The organism is Desulforhopalus glucosivorans (assembly GCF_054397165.1).
Genome location: NZ_AP044854.1, coordinates 4998526 through 5016534 on the forward strand (window position 1 = coordinate 4998526; position 18009 = coordinate 5016534).

18 protein-coding genes are annotated in these 18009 nt (G+C 44.1%); 12 read left to right on the forward strand and 6 right to left on the reverse strand.

Annotated features, from left to right (window positions below):
• Positions 1-2 precede the first annotated feature (2 nt).
• Entirely contained in the window at positions 3-1304 is a 1302-nt protein-coding gene (locus ACX6CI_RS21405; RefSeq protein ID WP_458775681.1) for a hypothetical protein, read from the forward strand.
• A 10-nt stretch (positions 1305-1314) separates the two neighbouring features.
• Here the strand turns inward: ACX6CI_RS21405 and ACX6CI_RS21410 are convergent, their stop codons facing one another.
• The 6 genes from ACX6CI_RS21410 to ACX6CI_RS21435 form a co-directional block, all read right to left on the reverse strand.
• Positions 1315-1956 carry a response regulator gene (locus ACX6CI_RS21410; protein ID WP_458775682.1) on the reverse strand — a complete coding sequence of 214 codons (642 nt, stop codon included), beginning with the start codon at positions 1954-1956 and terminating at the stop codon, positions 1315-1317.
• 16 nt (positions 1957-1972) lie between these two features.
• The gene (locus ACX6CI_RS21415) at positions 1973-4168 is read right to left on the reverse strand and encodes a response regulator (protein WP_458775683.1); all 2196 of its coding nucleotides are present in this window, start codon (positions 4166-4168) and stop codon (positions 1973-1975) included.
• Positions 4169-4206: 38 nt separating this feature from the next.
• Positions 4207-5235 (reverse strand): BMP family lipoprotein, encoded by a 1029-nt coding sequence (locus tag ACX6CI_RS21420; protein ID WP_458775684.1) that lies wholly within the window; start codon positions 5233-5235, stop codon positions 4207-4209.
• Positions 5213-6304, reverse strand: a complete 1092-nt coding sequence (locus ACX6CI_RS21425) for a BMP family lipoprotein (RefSeq protein WP_458775685.1) — start codon at positions 6302-6304, stop codon at positions 5213-5215. The genes ACX6CI_RS21420 and ACX6CI_RS21425 overlap by 23 nt, the downstream gene beginning before the upstream one ends.
• Positions 6305-6403: 99 nt before the next feature.
• Entirely contained in the window at positions 6404-6898 is a 495-nt protein-coding gene (locus tag ACX6CI_RS21430) for an S-ribosylhomocysteine lyase (RefSeq protein WP_458775686.1), read from the reverse strand.
• The gene (locus ACX6CI_RS21435) at positions 6886-7602 is read right to left on the reverse strand and encodes a 5'-methylthioadenosine/adenosylhomocysteine nucleosidase (RefSeq protein WP_458775687.1); all 717 of its coding nucleotides are present in this window, start codon (positions 7600-7602) and stop codon (positions 6886-6888) included. The genes ACX6CI_RS21430 and ACX6CI_RS21435 overlap by 13 nt, the downstream gene beginning before the upstream one ends.
• Before the next feature lie 268 nt (positions 7603-7870).
• On the opposite strand from ACX6CI_RS21435, the gene ACX6CI_RS21440 reads away from it, so the two are divergent.
• The 11 genes from ACX6CI_RS21440 (at position 7871) to ACX6CI_RS21490 (ending at position 17910) form a co-directional block, all read left to right on the forward strand.
• Positions 7871-8056 carry a hypothetical protein gene (locus tag ACX6CI_RS21440; protein WP_458775688.1) on the forward strand — a complete coding sequence of 62 codons (186 nt, stop codon included), beginning with the start codon at positions 7871-7873 and terminating at the stop codon, positions 8054-8056.
• Between the two features lie 469 nt (positions 8057-8525).
• Positions 8526-10511, forward strand: coding sequence for an ATP-binding protein (locus tag ACX6CI_RS21445; RefSeq protein WP_458775689.1), 1986 nt, complete (start codon positions 8526-8528; stop codon positions 10509-10511).
• 7 nt (positions 10512-10518) lie between these two features.
• Positions 10519-11718 carry an HDOD domain-containing protein gene (locus ACX6CI_RS21450; RefSeq protein WP_458775690.1) on the forward strand — a complete coding sequence of 400 codons (1200 nt, stop codon included), beginning with the start codon at positions 10519-10521 and terminating at the stop codon, positions 11716-11718.
• A 107-nt stretch (positions 11719-11825) separates the two neighbouring features.
• Positions 11826-12968 (forward strand): HD domain-containing phosphohydrolase, encoded by a 1143-nt coding sequence (locus ACX6CI_RS21455; protein WP_458775691.1) that lies wholly within the window; start codon positions 11826-11828, stop codon positions 12966-12968.
• 236 nt (positions 12969-13204) lie between these two features.
• A complete protein-coding gene (locus ACX6CI_RS21460) occupies positions 13205-13393 on the forward strand; it encodes a hypothetical protein (protein WP_458775692.1) in 189 nt (62 codons plus the stop codon).
• A gap of 47 nt (positions 13394-13440) precedes the next feature.
• Positions 13441-13608 (forward strand): hypothetical protein, encoded by a 168-nt coding sequence (locus ACX6CI_RS21465; RefSeq protein WP_458775693.1) that lies wholly within the window; start codon positions 13441-13443, stop codon positions 13606-13608.
• The gene (locus tag ACX6CI_RS21470) at positions 13605-13871 is read left to right on the forward strand and encodes a hypothetical protein (RefSeq protein WP_458775694.1); all 267 of its coding nucleotides are present in this window, start codon (positions 13605-13607) and stop codon (positions 13869-13871) included. Before ACX6CI_RS21465 ends, ACX6CI_RS21470 begins: the two co-directional genes overlap by 4 nt.
• Before the next feature lie 552 nt (positions 13872-14423).
• Entirely contained in the window at positions 14424-15362 is a 939-nt protein-coding gene (locus ACX6CI_RS21475) for an amidohydrolase family protein (RefSeq protein WP_458775695.1), read from the forward strand.
• Positions 15363-15473: 111 nt separating this feature from the next.
• The gene (locus ACX6CI_RS21480; protein WP_458775696.1) at positions 15474-16916 is read left to right on the forward strand and encodes an aldehyde dehydrogenase family protein; all 1443 of its coding nucleotides are present in this window, start codon (positions 15474-15476) and stop codon (positions 16914-16916) included.
• A 231-nt stretch (positions 16917-17147) separates the two neighbouring features.
• On the forward strand, positions 17148-17417 hold the full coding sequence (locus tag ACX6CI_RS21485; protein WP_458775697.1) for a BMC domain-containing protein: 270 nt from the start codon (positions 17148-17150) through the stop codon (positions 17415-17417).
• Between the two features lie 214 nt (positions 17418-17631).
• Positions 17632-17910 (forward strand): BMC domain-containing protein, encoded by a 279-nt coding sequence (locus tag ACX6CI_RS21490; RefSeq protein ID WP_458778498.1) that lies wholly within the window; start codon positions 17632-17634, stop codon positions 17908-17910.
• The last annotated feature ends 99 nt before the right edge of the window (positions 17911-18009 follow it).

Genomic DNA, 18009 nt, shown 5'->3' on the forward strand with positions numbered 1-18009 from the left:
CTGTGAAGCGTCTGATCCCCATCGCATTGTTAATTGTTGTTCTTTGCTATAGTACTGTTGCCTGTGCGACAAGTGGTGTGGTTGTGAGAGTTGCAGCTGAGCCGGCATCCCCTTGGGTAGGGCAAAAGGTAACTCTTATAATTGATGTTCTGGCCAAGGGCGGCTGGGCAACGATTAATACTCTGCCGCATATTGAGGTGCCCGGTGCATACCTGCACCGATATGAGACTCAAGGGACTCGGTTGAATGAAAATATTGATGGGATAAGCTATACAGGTCAGCGATATGAACTACTGCTGTTTGCTCAAGCGGCTGGAGAATTGACCATCGACTCGTTTCCTGTGGAGGTTTCAGTAAAGAGTTGCTGGGCAGATGCAGCAACGAAAGTTGAAAAGTTGTCCACAGAACCGGTACAGCTCTCTGTCGTAATGGTGGAAGGCATTTCCCCATCAGACTATATGCCGGTCACCGAGAAACTTGAGGCCACACAAAGCTGGTCTTCAGAGAGTACAGAATACAAGGCAGGAGATGCCATACAAAGAACGGTGACTCGAAAAGCAGAAGATGTTTCCGCAATGGTTTTCCCTCCGTTTCCTCCCATAAATATTGAGGGAATGAGCTGTTATCCAGACCAGCCTGAGGTGGATGATACCTTTAATAGAGGTGTGTTGACTGGAATCAGAACTGATAGATTGAGCTGTATCTTTGAGAGGGAGGGCGAGTTCAGCCTGCCCGACATAGAAGTCTCATACTGGAAGGTAACTGAGAAAAAATTAGAGAGAATTTTGCTGCCTGGGAAGGCATTTATAGTTAAGGGGGGAGCCGGGGAGCATAGGTTGGGCGTGGGAGGATCGAATACTAAAACGGAGACCCGGCTCTGGTGGTATCTGTTACTTCTTGCTGCTTTACTGTGTATTATTGTGTTCTATTTCAGAAGCGGTTTATCAGCTTTTTTTAGAAACCTGCGTGAAAAAAGGCAAAAATCAGAACAATTTCTATTTGCGCGTATTAAAGCCGAAGCCAGAAATGGTAATAAAGACAAAATGCTTTCTGCAATAATGTCTTGGCTTGACCGTTTGCCAGGTCTGACCCAACCTGCAAGGTTAGAGGAATTTACAGGAAAAGCAGGGAGTGAAAAACTTCTATCTCTGCTCTTAGAACTTGCGCAAAAACAGAAGTGGACTGTAGAGGAGTGTCATGTACTCAAAAGAGAACTTCAGACAGGACGTAAGGCCTATCTAGCCGCAATTTTGAAAGAATCGGGATTAGAAGCAGAGCTTCCATCTGTAGGTCTACGTCGTTAACTTGACACATCTATTTTTTCCATTTCTCATCAATTTCAGCGTAGCACTCTTCGCAAACGCCATGGGAAAATTCACTGTCACTCCGGGTGGCAATGTACTTTTCCATCTGGTGCCAATGACCCTCTTCATCTCTAATCTTTTTACAATAACTGCAAATAGGCAGTATGCCTTTTAAGGTTTTGACTTCCTTCAGGGCCTGGTTGAGTTCATCGATGAGTCGCTCCTGATTTTCCATAAGGCGGCGCAGTTGCAGGTGGGTCCTTACCCTTGAGATCACCTCCTCCTGTCGATAGGGCTTGGATATGTAATCAACGCCCCCGGCTTTAAAACCTTGGACAATGTCTGCTGTTTCCTTTTTTGCAGTAACAAAGATGATAGGAATGGTCGCTGTAGCTGGATCATCTTTTAATTTCCGACAGGTTTCAAACCCATCCATATTAGGCATCATAACATCCAGGAGTATCAGTTCAGGCTGGTCATGGCTTGCAACATGGAGTGCCATTTTCCCGCTGGTCGCTATGCTGATGTCATAGCCCTCCATCTCAAGAAAGGTCAGCATGACGTCGATATTGGCCGTGTTGTCGTCTACAACAAGTATGCTTCCTGCACTTTTCTTGGGATCTTTTAGATCATGTTTGTCATCTTTGTCCATGGCTTTACCTAATTCTCTATTTACTGGTCGATGTTAAAATATCGAGGATGTTATCAAGTTGGTACTTTTCGAGGTAACCCTCTATGGTGTCCACCAGGGTAGTATTGACACTTGCATCGTTCTTTAGAAGATGAAGAAGTGTTTTGAGCTCACTGACTCGGCCAAATTCGGCCGCCTGTTGTAATTTTATCCTGAGTTCTTCGGGAATATAGAGCTCTGTAGAATTCAGCTCGATTTCACCCGGCGTCTGTGATAATTCTGGCACTGGCTCTTCTGTGACCGTTTCCAGGTTAAGGGTGGTGGATAGACATTTCAGAACCTGATGTATTTCGATGGGCTTGAACAGAATTCCAGCAATTCCCATTTCTTTTACCGAGAGATTTTCTGACTCAAATGCTGCAGCTGTAATCATAACAATTGGCGGGGCGGAAGAGCCAAATTGTTTTTGTATTGTTTTAATTGTCTCTACACCATCCATCTCCGGCATATATCGGTCAAGAAAAATTATATCTGGGCTCTTTTTCTGTAGAACTTTCATCGCATCGACGCCATTTACAGCCTCAATTGTATCTATGTCTGCTTTGTTGAGAAGATAGGCCAGCATAGATCTGCTCAGCTTGTCATCGTCAACTATTAGTGTTGTGAGCTTATGGTCCGTGACAAGTTTAGTAATCGCTTGTGGCTGGGAGGTGGCCAGTGGGGATAAAAGTTTTCCAGGGGGCAGTACTAGATTAAAGCAAAACCTGGAACCATGCGGTGTATTGTTAAGCACCTCAAGGTTACTGTCCAGCATAACCAGAAAACTTTGGCAAATTGACAAGCCAAGTCCGGTACCTTCTTTGCCATTACGACCACTCATCTGATTAAAAGGGTCTAAGATCTGGTCTTTAGCACTGTCGGGGATACCAATTCCTGTATCCTCAACGCAGAAACGGTAGTTATTCTGATTGCTTATTATGATGCGCAGTACAACCCCACCCCTGTCTGTAAACTTAACCGCATTGCCGAGAAGGTTGATCAGTATCTGGCGAAGTTTGCCGGAGTCCCCATATACTGGAATAACCTGGGAAATATCCAAGCCAACCACCTGCCAGGTAAGGCTTTTTTCAGTGCAGCGTAGCTGAAACATACTGGTGATGTTTCGTAAGAGTAGACATAGGTCGAAATGGTTTGGTTTGAGTTCGACTCTTCCGGCTTCGATTTTCGAAAGGTCAAGAATATCATTTATAATTCCAAGGAGGTGACTTCCACTTTTATCGATAGCCTTGAGGGCCTTTCTGTCTTGCTGGTTAAAGCCATTTTTACTCAGCAAAATTTGTGCATAGCCGATAATGGCGTTCAAAGGGGTTCTGATCTCATGGCTCATGTGTGCAACAAAATTGCTCTTATACATATTGGCCTGTTCTGCCGCATCTTTTGCTTCTTTGAGTTCAGTTTCTGTTTTTTGCCGAACCAGAATCTCCTTTTCAAGGATATCATTGGTTTTAATGAGATCGGCTGTACGCTCATTCACCTTTCGCTCAAGATCGAGGTAGAGTTGCTCAAGGTTTTTACTCATTTCATTAAAAGATTGCGCCAAATGACCGATTTCATCGTTTCTGTTGGCGTCTTCTGTCTCAACAAAATCTCCGCGGGCCAGGTTTTTTGCAGCTTCAGACAGGTTGATTACGGGCGATATGAAATTGCGGGACAAAAACACATAGAGGGAGGCTGCGACCACAGTTAAGATAATGAGTACTGAGGCCATAAAGCCGTAGGTGTAGTTGGTGATCTTGGTCTTGATGGGGGAGATCTCCAGACCAATTTCTACTCTTCCTAAAGAATTGCCATCCTTTGTTATTTCTTTTACAATAACAAGGACTTCAGAGTCTGTTTGGCGACTCTTCTTGACCAGGGCTTTACCGTGGATGGTTGTGTCAACAAGTACCAATGAATCGCCATTGGAATTATATATCTCACAAAATGCTACACCAGGGGTATCTTCAATACTCCTGGCAACTTCCTGAACAATATAATAGGTGAATTTTTCAATAGGTGTTGCACAGAATTTTGCCACAAGAGTGGCCAGGGTTTGACCTTCCCGTTCCAGTGCGCTTTGCAGACGCAGTTGCTCCCGTTGGAGAAAAAACGAACCGGCCAGTACCATGCAGGCAAACAGAATGAGGAGTGTTCCCAATGTGATTTTTGGTCTCAGACTGAGTGATATTGCCATAAAATCTATCCTTGCAATTTCTGCTTATAGTATCTTTTTTAGTGGTTTTGAATCTTAATTTTCCCGTTGATGATGTCCGTTTTTATTTGATCAATCTCGCTCATCACGGATTCAGGAATGAGTTGATGTGTAAATTTCATGGGACTGAGACCAACCCCGTTTTCTGCAAGGCCATAGGTAACAACGCCGTGGGTAAGGTTACCATCAATGATCTTTTTGACCTCGGTATATGTTGCGATATCCAGCCGTTTCATCATACTGGTGAGGACATTGCCTTTTGCCAGGTGGTCTTGGTCTGAGTCCACCCCTATGGCAAATTTTCCTGTCTCTTTTGCAGCCTGGATAACACCGTTTCCTGAAAGTCCAGCTGCCGAAAAGATAATGTCGATACCGCTGTTATAAAATTCGTTTGCCACCGTATGTGCTTTAGCGGGATTTTTGAAGCCGGAAAAATCAGGGGCAGTAGATATAAACTGTTCTTTTACTGATACTCTGGAATTAATATAGTGAACTCCTTGTGTGAATCCTCCACTGAACATATGCATAATTGGAATATCTACCCCGCCAATAAACCCCACTTGACGACTCTTGGTCATAAGTGCTGCAAATGCACCTGCAAGAAAGGAGCCTTCGTTGACTGAGTAAAGAATTGAGACTACATTTTCTAAGTCTGTAACGGTTGCATCCTGTAAAATGAAATATATTTTTGGATGGAGTTTTGCATATTTTTCAACCAGCTCCTGCATATAAAAACCGTTGGCGACAATAATGTTTGACCCCTTTTGTATAAGCCGCTGCATGGAAGATTCGAACGCTTGTACGTCTTTTTTGCTGTCCTCGAAAATCAGACGGATGTCATGCTCTTTTTTAACTTTAAAAAGGCCTGCATAGGCCATGTCATTGTAACTCTGGTCCCCAAGACCAGAGACTCCGACCATGAAGCCCACAGTGATCTTATCATCTGAATAGGCAGAGATCGGAGCGGACAGAGTCAGGATGGTGAACATAAAAATGGAGAAAATAGACCCACATTTTTTTATACAATTATGGAAAACGTATCTTGCCATTGATGATATCCTGTTCAGCTTGCTCAAGGAGTTCGAATGTCTTGTCCGATATAAGATGACGGGTAAAGCGCATGGGAGAGAGGCTCACTCCTCCATTGTTAAGACTGTAAAATTTGACGCCCGGTTTAAAGTCCCCTCTTAATATTTGATTAATTTCAGCATAGGTTGAGCGGTCAAGTCGTTTCATCATACTTGTCAGGACATGACCCTTGGCCATATGATCCTGGTCTGAATCGACACCAATAGCCATTTTGTTTTTGCGCAAGGCTGCCTGAATGACACCATTTCCTGTGAGTCCCGCGACAGCGTAGATGATATCAACCCCATCATTGTACATCTGGTTGGCGATTTGCAGACCTTCATTTGGCTTATCAAAACCTGAAAAATCACCCGCTTCTGTCATGTACATGCTGATAATAGTAAGCTCAGGTGATATCTTTTTTGCTCCTTTAGTATATCCAGTTAAAAATTTTTGGATTTGGGGTATATTAACACCCCCTATGAAACCGATTTTACCAGTTTTACTATAAGATGCCGCTAGTAAGCCTGCAAGATAGGACCCCTCCTCATGGGCAAAGACGGTTGATGCTATATTGGCATACCCTTCAATGGCGCTGGAGTTGACAACAAAATATCTATCGGGATATTGTGGTGCATGCTCAATTATAAGTTCATCAAGCCCTGCACCATTTGCAACAATGATATCTGCATGCTCGTCTAATAATTTCTTAAGTGCTTTTTCCTGGGATTCAGTTGTTCCAAAAGATTCTTCGATGATGAGCTTAAAGTTGTGTTCCTGTTGTGCCTTGCCAAGTCCAGTGAGAGTCATGTCATTATATGACTGGTCACCAAGACCACCTGATCCCACCAGAAAGCCAATGGTCTTCACCTCCGCCCTCAGTGGCCCTGGTTTGAAAGCTAGACATCCAATAAGCGCTAAGGTTATAAACAACAGCCTTATGTGATTGCTGAATTGTTTTTCTATCATAGGACTTTGCGTAAGTGATGGTGAACGCAGGGATGTAGTCTGGTCGAAGATACCGTATGTGTTAAATAATCTTGTTTTCATAGATTTAGCCTATCACAGCGGTTTGGATAGCTCCAGAAAAAATTACGGCAAATGGTAGGGGGCTTGTGTTGCTTGTTTTATGCGGATTGGCCAAAAACTTTATTTAAGACTGGAATTCTCTGGGTAGACAAGGTTTTCCGGTCTGATATCCTTTAGTATCTCTCTAAAGAATGTACCGGCCTCAGCCTTTGCCTTTGGAAGATCCATTAAGGTGTGATTGCCGCATTCTATAGCTGAAGCACCGGGTATTTCGCTACTAAATTGAGCAATGTAATTGAACAATTCACGAATGAGGGGGATGATTGCAACGGACTCTATCTTTTCAGTGAGAAGCAGGTAAAACCCTGTTAGACAGCCCATGGGGCCGAAGTAGAGTATTTTGTCTCGATATTCCTTGTGGTTGCGTAAAAATGTTGCACCAATATGTTCTATGGTGTGTGCAGCGGCAGAACTGAGTGCAGCCTCATTGTTTGGTTCTTTCATGCGAATATCAAAGGTTGTTGATATACCGTCTCCAATCCTGTCTTGGCGGGAGACATAAACGCCTCTTTTCAGTTTTGTGTGGTCAATTGTAAAACTAGCTATTGTGTCCATTGTTGGTCCTGTAGTTCATGGATTATTCGAAGTACTATCTTAGTTGAGTTCGAGGCTGCCTTTTCCAGCCATTTTGAGTAGGTTGCTGGGTTGCCCTGTTCAGAAATCTTGTCAGAAATGGAGCGAATCAAAACAAAAGGTACATTAAAGAGAAAGGTGGTTTGGGCAACAGCTGCTCCTTCCATTTCTACTGCCATCACACTGGGGAATTTATCAGCCAGAAAAGAGACCTGTTGGTCTGTGTGGATAAAGGAGTCACCTGAAAGGATTGGCCCGTGGTGAACGGAGATATCGTCGCAAATGGACCCGGCTTTATAGGCAAGTCTAGAAAGAAGAGTGTCTGCTTTGTACACAGGTGGCATTTTAGGAATTTGGCCGAGTTTATAATCAAAGGCTGTTGCATCTGCATCATAGTGGCTCACTTCGGATGAAATGACCACATCTCCTATCTTAACATGATCAGGGAATCCACCGGCGACACCAGTGTTTAACAGAAAATCGGGATTGAACTTATCAAGAAGCAATGTTGTCCCAACTGCTGCGTTCACCTTTCCAATACCACACTGAAAAAGAGTTACCTCAATATCATCTATTCGGCCTGTGTGATATCTGAATTGTCCAAAAGATGAGGTTTGAACATCTTCGAGATTATTTTTGAGAAGGGCCAGTTCTTCTTCCATTGCTGCTATAATACCTATTTTCACATCGTCTCCATTTAACTGTTACCGTCTATGTTTGAACAGTGGCTCAGGATACGCGAGGTATGGGTTGTTAGTAAAGTTAATTGTAATTAACTGAACTGTTAGCTGTGCTAATGAAGGACTGGATTGGTTTTTAGGAATGACGTAACAACAGGGAGAAGCGCGTTGATGTTTTTTTTCTGCTGTCAGGTAATTGTGAGAGACTGGTTGTAGTATGACAGGTAATGAAAGATCAAACACTCGAGTAAGTACAACTTAATGGAGGTGTGATATGTCATTACTACAAGAAGCCATCGTATTAATTCTGTTTCTTCCCCTTCTACTACAACTTGTTCTGCCCCTAGCAATGCTCCTTGTCTATCTTGTATCCTTTCCTGTTCGGTCTCTGTTTTTTATAAAGCAGGCGCAGATGGAGCTTGATTCAAAAAAACATTCGTCTATAGAACAGCCCGTCTAAAAAAGTTTCGGGTGGGGAAATAAACAGGGTGGTAGTGGTTTGTGTCTGTGGAATGGTTCTGTTCTGCAGGTAGGAGGAGTGTTGTCATTATAGTACCTTCACCTTTTTTTTGTTTTTCCGCCCAGCACAAATATATTTTTTATCTGCAGGAACATCACCTTAGGTCTGCTGGCTACATGTTCAGCCTTGTCCATCACAACAACGTGTTTGTATTCCCACCCCAACGATATGGACTCACCCTTATTGTATTATCCTCTGTTGAAAGTCGCGCTAGCCGAGGAAAATAATGCAATAATTTGCAAAAATTAAAAGCTGTGAGATAATTATTAAGAGAAGTGTCTGAGCTATGAAAGAAATCAAACTAGCGTAATTGCATATAGGTTTGGTGTCTATTTGTGTAAATAGTTATCTTTGCGAAGAATGTGACGAGCAGTTAATGGAAAAAGTACACAGATAATACGATTCATTTATGAAAAAACCGGCGATTCCTCTTAGTTTGAATTTTGCAATTTTAGCGTTGTTCTGGACGATATTTATCATTGCAATGGGAGTGTATGATTACCATTCCACCAAAGTCACTACGGTTGAGCTTGCAAGAATCCAGGCTATTACAGGACTAGAGAAAGATATAATTTACAGAAAATGGAATGCCCTGAATGGTGGAGTTTACGGTTCGATTTCAGACAAAACTGTTCCTAACCCCTATCTAACAAGCAAGGAAAGAGATATTGCAACTCCATCTGGGGGGCGTCAGCTTACTCTTATCAACCCGGCTTATATGACCCGCCAGGTTCATGAACTTGAAATTGAAAATAATGGTGTGGTTGGCCATATAACAAGTCTTCTGCCCATTCGACCAGAAAATAAGGCGGATGAGTGGGAAGCTCAAGCCTTAAAGAAGTTTGAGGCGGGAGTGGCCGAGGTGAGCAGTCTGGAGCAGATGAACGGAAATGATTATCTGCGAGTGATGAAGCCGCTCATGGTAACCGGGGCCTGTCTTGCCTGTCATGCAACTCAGGGCTATCAGGTGGGGGAGGTGCGCGGTGGCCTCTCTATTTCTGTACCTATGAAACAGTGGTATGACTATCGACAACAGACTCTTCGTCGTCACATTTTTTTCTTAGCGGGGTTATGGCTTGTTGTTCTGATCGGTTTGTCGTTTGGGTTTTGGAACTTGCGCAAAAAAATTCTGCTGGTTGATCTTACTCAGAACGATTTGAATAAACTGAAGAATGTTCTAGATCAGATCAATGACAGTGTTTTTCTTGTTGAACCCAGGACGCTTCTTTTCACTTATGTAAATCAGGCTGCTCTTCATTCGTCAGGATACAGCGAGGATGAATTGTTTAAGCTGACTCTTGAGGATATTTTTCCGGGAAGGTCACAGTTCTTAAATGTTAATTATGTAGAAAAATTAAAGAAAAAACCTGAAAAAATTTTTCATTTTGAATCGGCATTTACAAATAAAAAAGGAGAATTAAGCCCAGTTGATGTGCAGCTTCAATACTTAAAACTTGAACAGGGGACAGAGCTTGTGGCTGCTGTTCTACGAGATATAAGTAGCAGGAAGGATTTAGAGGAAAAACAGAGGGCAATGGTTGAGCAATTACAGCGGTCACAAAAGTTGGAGTCAGTGGGGCAGCTTGCTGCAGGCATTGCACACGAAATTAATACACCGGTCCAGTATATAGGATCAAATCTCGATTTTCTGCAGGATAATTTCTCGGACGTGAGAAAACTTGTTGAAATACAACAGAGCTACATCGAGACCGATCAGCGAAAAGGAGGTGACTCCTACGCAGAGCTTGTTGATCTAAGAGAAGAGATGGACTGGGAGTATCTGGGTGAGGAAATACCCCAGGCAATCATCCAGTCGCAGGATGGTGTAAAGCAGATCAGCTCTATCGTTCTTGCCATGAAGGATTTTTCCCACCCAGGGTCCGGTGAAAAGGTGATGGCCGATGTTAATCACTTGATACAAACAATCGTAACGGTCGCCAGAAATGAGTGGAAGGGTATTGCTGATGTACGTTTGGATTTGACCAAACAAGGGAGCTCAGTCCCGTGTCTACCTAATGAAATAAGCCAGGTTTTTCTCAATATCTTAGTTAACGCTGCCCATGCAATTGCAGACTGTGCAGAGGATGGGGATGAATCCAGGCTTGGAAGCATTGACATAAAGACACATCGCATGGACCAGTTCATTGAAGTCCAGATTCAGGATTCAGGGCAGGGCATCCCCGCAAATATAATCAATAGGATATTCGATCCATTTTTTACCACAAAGGAAGTTGGTAAAGGTACAGGTCAGGGGCTTGCCATCGCCCATGATATAATAACAAAAAAGCATAACGGAAGTCTTGAGGCGATCTCAGAGGAAGGGAAAGGGACGATCTTTACTATCCACTTGCCGCTTGACGACAAAGAACAGAAGAATCTCATGACTGAGGAGTAACTGAATAGTGACTAAATCGATTCTATTTGTAGATGACGAGCCTAATATTCTTTCAGGCCTTAAGAGAATGCTCCGGTCCATGCGCAAGGAGATGGATTTTAACTTTGCTGAGGGTGGCAAGCAGGCTCTTGAAATTATGGCGGAAAAAGAGATTCATGTTGTTGTGTCAGATATGCGGATGCCAGGAATGGATGGTGCTACGCTGTTGACCACTGTGCAGGAGGAGCATCCACATATCATCCGTATAATGCTGACAGGCCAGGCAGATGATGACTCGGTAATGCGAACTGTGGGAGTTGTGCATCAGTTTCTTGCCAAACCTTCCGATCCGGATACCTTGAAAGAGGTGTTAACAAGGGCCTGTGCCTTGCAGGAATTGATGGTGAATACAGAGCTCAAGGGTCTTGTTTCAAGCCTTGGAGGGCTTCCGAGTTTGCCAGATGTCTATAGTCAACTGCAGGAGGCGCTGAAAGATCCGGAATGTGCTATTAGTGATGTTGCTAAGATCATTGAGCAGGATATGGCCATGAGTGCTAAGGTCCTACAGCTGGTGAACTCTGCTTTTTTCGGTTTATTTAAAACAATTGAGAGCCCTGCACATGCTGTCAATCTTCTTGGTCTCGATACAGTAAAGGCCCTTGTTCTTGGGGTTGGAGTGTTCTCCGAAATCAGTCCAGCGAATCATGCTTCGTTTTCGGCAGTATCGTTATGGTCACATTCTGTGACAACAGCGGCATTTGCCAAAAAGATTGCCCAGGCTGAAACAAGTGATAAGGATATTGTGGACAGCTCTTTTATTGCAGGCATGATTCATGATATTGGTAAATTGTTACTCTTTTCACATGTGCAGGAATCTTTTGTCGAGGCCGTGGAAATGGCTAATGATACCGGGATGTCCCTTGTGGAGTGTGAACAGGATGTCTTTTCAGCAAACCACTGTGATGTTGGTGGTTACCTCATTGGACTTTGGGGTCTTAAGGGGGATGTTATCGAAGCAATCACTTTTCATCATAGGCTGGATAGTTATCCTGCTCCTTCTTTTTCTCCTGCAATTGCAGTTCATGCTGCTGATGTCATCTATTATAAATTACATCCTGATCAGATTACAGGGGCTCCACCGGAGTTAAATGAAGAGTACTTAACTCTTGCTGGTGTGGGTGGAAAGCTTGAGGCGTGGACTGAATTGTGTAAAGAACTTATGGAGTAGTGCAGATAAGAGAGCTGGACCTGCCCTCTAAAAGCAGTATAATGGGCTAATGTAGGTGTGAAATTAATACTTTGAAATATCCATGTATCCATGCGCGGTAGAACACTATGACGGAAAAGATACTTTTTGTTGATGATGAGTCCCATGTGCTGCAATCGATCAAAAGACAACTGCGAAAGCGGTTTACGCTTGAGATTGCTGAAGGGGGTGCTGCTGCCTTGAAAGTACTCGAAGAGAAGGGTCCCTTTGCGGTTATCGTCTCGGATATGCGCATGCCTGGAATGAATGGGGTTGAGTTGCTAGCAAAAGTAAAGGATCTCTATCCGAATACCGTTCGAATGATGTTGACCGGAAATGCTGATCAGGAAACTGCCATGGAGGCGGTCAATACAGGCCATATTTTTAGATTTCTCACAAAACCATGTCCGCCAGCAACTTTTATAACTTCCCTTGCCCTTGCCCAGAGACAGTATCGATTGCTCAATGCTGAAAAGGAATTACTTCAGCAAACTCTCCGTGGCAGCGTGAGTGTCTTGTCTGAGTTGCTGGGCATAGCAAATCCTCTGGCTTTTAGTTCGGCGGGCAGGATTAAACACTTCGTGGTACAGCTGGCAGAAAAATTCAGTCTGCCGGGATCCTGGCAGTATGAGGTTGCTGCCCTTGTTTCTCAAATTGGTTGTATAACCCTTCCCGGAGACGTTCTTAATAAGATGTATTCCGGTATAGATCTGTCCGCGGAAGAACAAGAGATGTATGAAAGGCACCCGGATGTTGGTGCGAAGCTGCTGGAAAAAATTCCCCGCCTTGAAAATGTTTCCAGAATGATTGCCTTGCAGCTGCTCTCTTTTGAAGATTATACTGAAGATTTCGCTGATGTAGAAGTGGAAGAAGTCATTGCTGGAGCTCAGATATTAAGAGTTGTCATTGATTTTGATCGCCAGATTTTTAGGGGAGCAAACAGGGGGGAAGCAATCTCATGGCTACGAAAGCAAAGGGATCAGTACAATCCAAAATATATAGATGCTCTTGCTGAAATTAAGATGAATTATGAGGTGCAGACCATATCGGTTAAGGTGCAGGAGCTTACAGTTGGTATGGTACCTATTCAGGATGTGTTGGCGAAAAACGGGGCGATGATTATTCCCAAGGGACAGGCTATTAGTTGGTCACTGCTGCAGGGGCTGGGCAATTTTGTGAAGCAAATTGGGGTTGTTGAGCCAATAACTGTTCAAGTTGGAATCACCGAATAGGAGTTGTCACTGCTCTGTCTGTTGAATGTATTGATGAAGGTCCTGTTGCAATCGCTTCAGGGCTTTTTTAGTTTCTGATGTTGATTTATTTTGCGGAGCTACTCTGATATTGTTGGTCGCTGGGTAGGATAATGGGCTTGCTTAATGATTTACCTTTTCACTTCTGGTAGCTATATTCCTGAAACATTTTTATTAAGAAATCATGATAAAGAGCAAATAGGAATAATAGGAACATTATGAACACCACCCGGTCATTGAAAGAGCAGATAGAAAAGACAAAAACCATCCTTGTAGAATCCCGTGAGAATTACGAAAAGAATCCGGAAAGTTATAGTGCCCAGCTTCTTCTTATGAGCACAGAAAACTATCTTGCTGATCTCTTAAAGGAGCTTGATACATTGGAAAATTCTTCTGGAAGTGAATAACGATTGTTGTCGGCGGTTTTGTCGCCTAACCTAAAATGTGTGAGTTGATGATAGTTGGAAGTATCTTCAAGTTACTGGTGGTGATCTCGGTTCTGTTTTGGGGTACCATGAGTTATGCAACAGACTACCATGTCGGGCCGGACCAGGCGTATTCTTCAATTGGAGATGTGGTCTGGGAATCATTAGGCCCTCATTTCACAATGAGTAATATATGATTATACCAATAGATAACGATGTAGATGTTGATACAGACGCTCTCAGTAGTGAGGAACGCCATATTCTGCAAAAACTGTTATGCTATAAAGTGATAGCAGATTCTTTGGACAAGTTCAGAGAGGATACAGAACGTGCTTTTGTAAAAGGTTGGAATGATTCTGGTCCTGTTGGTAAAAGTGAGACTCTTGTTAAGGTGATTGTGCAGATGGAAAAAGATCTGCTCTTACGTTTAGCTGGAGACCCTGATCAGAAAGAGACGTAGAACAGGCCTCTGAGCTAAGAAAAGATAAAAATACGGGCATACTATTTCACTTCCAGGTGGAAAAGTCACTTTTACCCCCCCCATGCACGTAATAACTCATCCCTATAACGGTGAGTTGCGAAAGCGCAACATGGTGCGTTATTGCAACTTTACTCGTCCTTTCCGTCCTTAACAGCTGGTTTTTGGCTCTGTTTCGACTCGTGTAAAGAAAATTCTACGGTCGGTTGCAGGATTTAAGCAGTGGGAAATAAGTGCTGTTGCATTTATGCACCTTAGATACGTTGTAACTCCCTCCAGCAGTTTCTTCATTCTAAATAAAATAATTAAAATAGGTAGTTATCCACTTGGCATACAATATGCTATTCGGCTGAGAACATTTAGAACGTTCAGTTTTATCGTCTTGGTAGAGCCGGGCATTACAGGATTTGCAGGTGACGCTTTATACCCATTATGGCAGGCGGATCTGACAAGTTTACTGCATGTTATGAGACCAAAATTTGTTCTGATAACGAATATTTATATAGAAATTGGACAAAACAGGAGGCTAACAGAGTGGGCATAATAGACTTTCGATTTAGGCCGAACACCAAGGAAACCTTAGATGGAATCGGCAACAGCCCAATGTTCGCGGGCTTGTGTGATCTCATTAAATTTCCTTCCATGGCACCCCAGACCATGCCTGAAGTTGTGGGTGATCTTAAGGCGCATAACGTGGTTAAGGCAGTAATAACAGGGCGCGATTGTGAAACAACCTATGGTGCAAAATCAAATAATCAATCTGTTCTGGATTTTGTAGCTGCATATCCGGATATGTTTATCGGCTTTGCAGGCTTTGATCCCCACAAGGGCATGGCAGGTCTTCGTGATTTCACCGGAGCCATTGTTGACAAGGGTCTCAAAGGTGGAGCAATCGATCCGTACCTTGCAAAGATCTATGTCAATGATGCAAAGTACTATCCTTTTTACGCAAAGTGCTGTGAACTCGACGTTCCAATGATCATCACAACCGGCCCTGCAACTCTGGTTCCCCAGGCAGTGATGGATCATGTTGCTCCACGGTACATTGATTTCGTTGCACGTGATTTCCCAGAGTTGAAGATCATTGTCAGCCATGGTGGTTATCCATGGATTTCAGAGATGATCAACGTGGCTCAGAGAAATGCCAATGTGTACGTGGATCTTTCAGAATATGAGCGTTCCCCTCTGTCTGAAGCCTATATCCAGGCTGTAAACACCATGATTACCGATAAGGTGCTCTATGCCAGTGCCCATCCATTTGTTGATTTCAAAACAGCACTGAAAACCTATGAAGATCTTCCTTTCACGCCCGAGGCGAGAGAAGCGATCATGTACGGTAATGCGGCAAAACTGCTTGGTCTGCCAGCAGCGCAGTCGGTAGGTGCAGGGGCAGGTGTAAATTCAGATGAGGAAAGTCGTCTTGTGGAGCAGGTGTTGAGAAGACTCGCTCAGGAAAATATCAAGCTCGCTTAGTTTTTGTCTAAGGGGTGCGACGATCACTCAAAGTGATCCTCACATTTCGAGTGGCAGAACGCGATAGTGTGAGAGTGTCGCGTAAATTAAAATCAGCAAGGAGTAGGAACTATGGTGGATAAAGATCTCTTATCCATACAGGAAGCCAGATCACTGGTACGATCCGCACAAAAGGCCAGGTTGGAAATTAACAGCCTGAGTCAGAGCCAGATCGATGCAGTGACCGAGGCTATCGGTAGGAGTGCTGTTCAGAATGCTGAAGTCCTCGCAAAGCATGCAGTTGAGGAGACAGGGTTCGGAAAGTGGGAAGATAAGAAGGCAAAAAATCTTCTCGCAAGTGAGATGCTTCTGGATAACATTCGCGGCATGAAGACCGTGGGAATGATCAATGAAGATGACGAAAAAGGTATTTGGGAATTTGCTAAACCTGCAGGTGTAATCGCAGCGCTGATTCCTTCAACAAATCCTACTTCGACCACTATCTTCAAGGCCATTATCGCAATTAAGGCCGGGAACGCGATAGTTTTCGCCCCCCACCCTAGTGCCTTAAACTGTATCAATGCAACAGTTGCTATGATCAAGCGAGTGCTGGCTGAGCAAGGTGTACCCGAAGATCTCGTGAACGCCATGAGTGTTCCCACAGTTCAAGGTACTGAGGAGCTGATGAAACAGTCCGATCTCATTCTTGCAACTGGTGGTCCTGGAATGGTTAAGGCGGCGTACAGCTCCGGAAAACCAGCTCTTGGTGTAGGTTCTGGTAATGTGCCGGTTTACCTTGAGCGAAGTGCCAATATCGAAGATGCCGTTGAAAAAATAATGGCGAGCAAGACCTTTGATAATGGAACTGTCTGTGCCTCAGAACAGGCGATACTTGCAGACCGCGTAATCACAGATCAGGTTAAATCGACACTGAAGGCTAAGGGGTGTCTTTTTCTTGAAGGCGACGATGTGCTGAAGGTTAAAGCGATTATGGAACGTCCCGGTGGCGGCATGAATCCAAAGATCGTTGGTAAGGATGCACAGACTGTAGCTGCCATGGCTGGAATTACAATTCCTCCGGGAACTCGTCTGCTGGCCTATGAAGAAGAAGGTATCGGACCTGAATTCCCGTTTTCAAAAGAAAAGCTCACCGCTCTTATCGGTTACTATACCGTTGAAGATTGGCGCCAGGCTTGTGAGTACTGTCATAAACTACTCATCAATGGCGGTATTGGTCACACCCTGTCAATCCATTCAAATGACAGAGCGGTAATCCGGGAGTTCGCCATCGCAAAGCCTGTTTCAAGGCTTGTGGTAAACACGGGATCCACTCACGGTGCGGTTGGTATCTCCACTGCGCTCGCCCCTTCTCTTACTCTGGGATGTGGTACTGAGGGCGGAAGTTCAACTTCTGATAACGTTGGTCCGGAACACCTCTTTAATGTGCGAAGGGTGGCTTTTGGCAAGGATCAGGCTGCACCAAAAACAGCTGCTGTTCCAGCTGTTAATGTTGACGAAGTGACAAGAATAACTGAGCTGGTTATGCAAAAGCTTAAAGAAGGCGCTGTAATTTAAGTGTTTGTCCATAAATGGCCATTTTTTTTTAGCTCGTCGTTGCGCTCAAAATTTGATCCTCGGAATGTTAAGTATATGCCTGTGGTTAAATTTATCTCGCGCCTTGATTTAAGAAAAAATGTCTCACCTATGGACAGAAACTACCACGTTCTATGTGAAGAAAAATGAGAGATCGTCTTCACCTGGAAACTCATTAATTGACGTACTATTATCCGAAACGGAGGATTTATCATGAATGCTTTAGGAATGATCGAAACAAAAGGTTTTGTAGGTGCAGTAGAAGCGGCTGACGCAATGGTAAAAGCTGCAAACGTAACCATGGTTGGAACCACCATGGCAGGCGGAGGTTTGGTTTGTGTTGTTGTACGTGGCGATGTTGGTGCTGTAAAGGCAGCCACCGATGCAGGTGCTGTTGCTGCTGAGAGAGTTGGTGATCTCGTGAGCGTTCATGTGATTCCACGTCCGCATAACGATGTAGAAGATATTCTTCCAAAGGCATAACTGGCCCAAGTGAGAAACAGTCCGGACCGGTGGTGTATTGTAGGCCGCCGCCGGGCCAGACTGTAGAGCGAATTGAATTCTGGAGTAGGACACAATGGCTGAAAGCAAACCACGTAAAAGAAAAGCACCTGTAGCCAAAAAGACGGTCGCAGCCAGAAAGCCGGCTGCAGCTAAAAAGACAGTTACTGCCAAAGAGCCACGCGGTGCGCTAGGCATTGTTGAAACCGTTGGATATGTTCCCGCAATTGAGGCAGCAGATGCAATGCTGAAATCAGCAAACGTTACTCTTGCCGGAATCAAAAAAGTAGGCAGTGGACTCATCTCAATCATCGTTCGTGGTGATGTTGGGGCCACCCAGGCAGCAACTGAAGCAGGAGCACAAGCGGCAAAAGCTGTTGGCCGGGTAAAGAGTGTCCATGTCATTCCTCGTCCCCATGAGGATGTGGAAATTGTACTTCCCGAAAATGACGGAACTGCGCTGCCAAAGGTTTGATTGGGACGAACCGGTCCCTGTGGAGATGGTCAGGGCTGATTAGCACCTTAGAAATACCCGCTTTTGCAACGAATGCAGAAGCTGGGGGTAGATGGATTC